Source organism: Streptomyces durbertensis (assembly GCF_014156695.1).
Taxonomy (GTDB): Bacteria; Actinomycetota; Actinomycetes; order Streptomycetales; family Streptomycetaceae; genus Streptomyces; species Streptomyces durbertensis.
In genome coordinates this window covers 1-3,894 of record NZ_WMLF01000482.1, presented here as the reverse complement: position 1 = coordinate 3,894, position 3,894 = coordinate 1, and the positions used below count along the sequence as shown (strand labels likewise).

Sequence of the window (3,894 nt, the reverse complement as noted above, 5' to 3'; positions counted from 1 at the left end):
GAGACAGGCCCCCGCCCCGCCCACCGCACCCGCCGTCAACCTCAGTACGTCACGTCGTTCCATCTCCGCCGGACCCCCTGGCGTCGAGAACAGTCGGGAACTTGCCGAGGACACCGTTGTACGGCTACGGGACATCGGAGCACACCCTGGCGTATGAACGGACGGAGGACCACACACCACACGCGGCGCCACCCGCGCCCCCGCCCGCCGACCGGAAGGGCCCCGATGCGGATCTCCACCAGCGTCTTCCTCACCGACGAGACCATCCACCCCGTACGGCTCGCCCAGGAACTCGAACAGCGCGGCTTCGGCGGCCTGTACCTGCCGGAACACACCCACATCCCGGTCAGCCGCCGCAGCCCGGCGCCCGGCGGCGGGCCGCTGCCGCGCGAGTACGGCCGCACCCTCGACCCGCTGACGGCGCTCTCCGCCGCGGCGGCCGTCACCACACGCCTCGTGCTCGGCACCGCCGTCTCCCTCGTCGCCCAGCATGACCCGATCGTGCTGGCCAAGCAGGTCGCCACCCTGGACTGGATGTCCGGCGGACGGTTCACGCTCGGCGTGGGGCTCGGGTGGAACCGGGAGGAGGCGCTGGACCACGGCGTCCAGTGGGCCCGCCGGCGCTCCCAGGTCCGCGACCACCTCGCCCTGATGCGCGCCCTGTGGGCCGCCGAACCCACCGCCCACCAGGGCGGGTTCTGCTCCGTCGAGGCCAGCGAGGCGCACCCCAAGCCGGTGCGGCCGGGCGGGCCGAGGGTGCTGCTCGGCGGCGCGGCCGACGACCGGCTGTTCGCCGATGTCGCCGAGCACGCCGACGGCTGGATGCCGATCGGCGGCGGCGGACTCACCGGTACGCTGCCCCGGCTGCGGCGGTACGCGCCGGACGCCGAGGTCGTCCCCGCCTACGTCCAGCCCTCGCCCGGAAAGCTCGCCCGGCTGCGCGACCTCGGCGCGGCGGAGGTGATCCTCGCGCTGCCCGCCGCGTCGGAACCCGCCGTGCTGCGCGCGCTCGACGACTACTCGCGGTACCTGTAGGTCAGGCGCGGGGGTAGCGGGCGAGCCAGCCGCCGGAACCGGCCGGCGAACCGGGCGCGTGCAGCGCCTGGCCCTGCGTCATCTCCATCGAGAAGTCGTCCGCCAGCTGGAGGATCGTCGCCCGGCCCTCCAGCTCCGCGACCCAGCCGGGCGGCAGCGCCGTCTCCCCGTGCAGCGCGCCCAGCAGGTTGCCGCAGATCGAGCCGGTGGAGTCGGAGTCCCCGCCGTGGTTGACGGCGAGCAGCAGCCCGTGCCGCACGTCCTCGGCGACCAGCGCGCAGTACACGCCGATCGCCAGCGACTCCTCCGCCGTCCAGCCCTCGCCGAGGGACTCCACCAGTTCCGGCCCCGGCGTCCCCCTGCGCACCGCCTCCAGCGCGTGCTGGAGCGCGTCGCTGGTCTCCCGGTGGTCGGGACGGGTCGCCAGCAGCGCCAGCGCGTGCCGCACGCCCGCGTCGATCGTCTCGCCCCTGGCCAGACCGTGCACGATGACCGCGAACGCGCCGGCCGACAGCACGCCTGTCGGATGCCCGTGCGTCTGCGCCGCGCACTCCACCGCCAACTGGAACACCAACTGCGGCTCCCACCCCACGAGCAGCCCGAACGGCGCCGACCGCATCACCGTGCCGCACCCCTTGGAGCCGGGGTTCTTCGGCGACTCCAGGGTGCCCATCCGGTCGTCGGCGAGACCCGTCAGGCAGGCGTTGCCCGGGGCCCGGCGCGCGTACAGCCACTCCTCGCGGGCCAGCCAGCCGTCGGTCGCCCGGCGCTCGTCCGGGCCCCAGTCGCGCTGGGTGGCGGCCCAGCGCAGATAGGCGGCGTGCACGTCCGTCGGCGGGTGCCAGGCGCCGGTGTCGCGACGGACGTGCGCGCGTATCAGCCCGTCGACGGTGAACAGCGTCATCTGCGTGTCGTCGGTGACCGCGCCGCGTCTGCCGTACGCGGGCACGTAGTCGGTGACGCCGTCCTCGCCGTGCCGGGCGCGGATCTCCTCCAGCGACTGGAACTCGATCCCGGCGCCGAGCGCGTCCCCGACGGCGCCGCCCAGCAGGCAGCCCCGGACCCGGCTGCGGAAGTCCTGCTGCTCCACCCGGCCCCAGACGACCGTGCTCGAAGCGGTCACTCGCCCCTCCCTGGTTACGCACCCCCTGCGAGGAAGCACCCTAGACGACAACCCCGGAGCCGTCGCGGGACGGCCCGGGGCGGACGTCAGCGGGAGCGGAGTTCCAGGACGGTGATGTCGGCTTCGGCGCCGACCCGCACCGGCGGGCCCCAGGCGCCCGCGCCGCGGGTGACGTACAGCTGGGTGTCGCCGTACCGCTCCAGCCCGACAAGCGTCGGGTTGGCCAGCGCGGCGAGCAGGTTGCCGGGCCACATCTGGCCGCCGTGGGTGTGGCCGGAGAGCTGGAGGTCGATGCCGTGCCGGACGGCGTCGTGGATGAGCGCCGGCTGGTGCGCGACGAGCACGGCGGCCCGGTGTTCGTCCCGGCCGGCCACAGCGCGGGCGAGGTCCGGTCCGTCGTCGAACTCCTCGCCGGCCGGGTCGTTCACACCGACGAGGTCGAAGTGCTCGAGCGGGACGTGGCGGTTCTCCAGCACCGGGATGCCGAGCTCCCGGTCGATGTGCCGGGCCCACTCGCGGGCGCCCGAGTAGTACTCGTGGTTGCCTATCGCGAAGAACACGCCCTCGCGGGCGGTGAGCCCGGCCAGCGGCTCGGCGTCATGGCGGAGGTCGGCGACCGGGCCGTCGACGAGGTCGCCGGCGATGGCGATCAGGTCGGGCCGGGTCGCGTTGGCCCGGTCCACGATGCGCTGGCAGGTCCGGCGGCCCAGCACCGGGCTCAGATGGATGTCGCTGATCAGCGTGATGCGGTAGCCGTCGGCCGCCGCCGGCAGCCGGTCGAGCACCACCGGCACGTGCTTGACCACGGGGCCGGCGCCGAGCACCTGGTAGGTGCCGTGGCCGACGGTCGCGGCGGCGACCGCGCCGGCGGAGACGGCCGCCACCCGGGAGACGAACAGCCGCCGGGACGGGTCCGAGGGCCCGTCCTGCGGGGCGGCGGGGACCGTGGTTGTCACGGCCTGCTGGTCGTCGGAGGTGCCGTCGGCGGTCCCGTCGGTCCCGCCTTCGGCGGTCCCGGTCCCGCCGCCAGTCGCCGCGGCGGACGCGCGGGCCGGGGTGGCGGCCGTCGCGGCCGGGGCCGCCGCCGTCGCGTCGGCACGCGCCGACGCCCGGCGCGCCGCCCAGCGGCGCAGCAGCGGCCGTACGAACTCCAGCACCACAAGCGTCAGCAGCAGGTACACCAGCAGCGCGAACCACATCATGCCGGGCCACGCCAGCGCCCGCTTCAGCCAGAGCGGGGCGTCCGAACGGCCCGTGACCTGCGCCGCCACCATCACCAGGGGCATCAGGAGAGCGAGCGCGGTGCCGGTACGCCGCCAGACGCCGCCGGGCGCCGACACGTCCCGCACCAGGCGTCTCCACAGGTACCAGTGCGCCGTCGCCAGCACACACAGGATCGAGACCAGGACGAGGGCGAACACCATCAGCGACCAGCCCCCGAAGCGGCGTCGCCGCCCTCCCGGCGGAGCGCCCGCAGCCCCCGCAGGCCGATGAGCCCCACGGCCGTACCGAGCAGGAACGAGGTGATCGCCAGCACCAGGTGGACCCAGAAGTAGCCGGTCGGGTCGCCGGCGTCGTCGAAGGCCAGGCCGCTGGCGTCCTGCCAGAGATTGCGGATGAAGGTGATCCAGATGATCCAGGACCACACACCGAAGGCGAGCAGGAACCACGCGGCGGGGCGGCTGAGCTTCATATCCCAAGTATGGGCGGGGCCGCCCGGGCACCCGGCGCGGGGG

4 protein-coding genes are annotated in these 3,894 nt (G+C 74.8%); 1 reads left to right on the top strand and 3 read right to left on the bottom strand.

Annotated elements, in window-relative coordinates:
- Positions 1-225: 225 nt before the first annotated feature.
- Positions 226-1,035: a TIGR03619 family F420-dependent LLM class oxidoreductase gene (locus GL263_RS23035; protein ID WP_182857668.1), complete on the top strand. Its 810-nt coding sequence runs from the start codon at positions 226-228 to the stop codon at positions 1,033-1,035.
- Between the two features lies 1 nt (position 1,036).
- On the opposite strand, the gene GL263_RS23030 is transcribed toward GL263_RS23035, so the two are convergent.
- From GL263_RS23030 to GL263_RS23020, 3 genes are all read right to left on the bottom strand, one after another.
- Positions 1,037-2,158: an ADP-ribosylglycohydrolase family protein gene (locus GL263_RS23030; RefSeq protein WP_182857667.1), complete on the bottom strand. Its 1,122-nt coding sequence runs from the start codon at positions 2,156-2,158 to the stop codon at positions 1,037-1,039.
- A gap of 86 nt (positions 2,159-2,244) precedes the next feature.
- On the bottom strand, positions 2,245-3,582 hold the full coding sequence (locus tag GL263_RS23025; RefSeq protein WP_182857666.1) for a metallophosphoesterase: 1,338 nt from the start codon (positions 3,580-3,582) through the stop codon (positions 2,245-2,247).
- Complete coding sequence (locus tag GL263_RS23020) at positions 3,582-3,851, bottom strand: SCO4848 family membrane protein (RefSeq protein ID WP_182857665.1); 270 nt, start codon at positions 3,849-3,851, stop codon at positions 3,582-3,584. The genes GL263_RS23025 and GL263_RS23020 overlap by 1 nt, the downstream gene beginning before the upstream one ends.
- Positions 3,852-3,894: the final 43 nt, after the last annotated feature.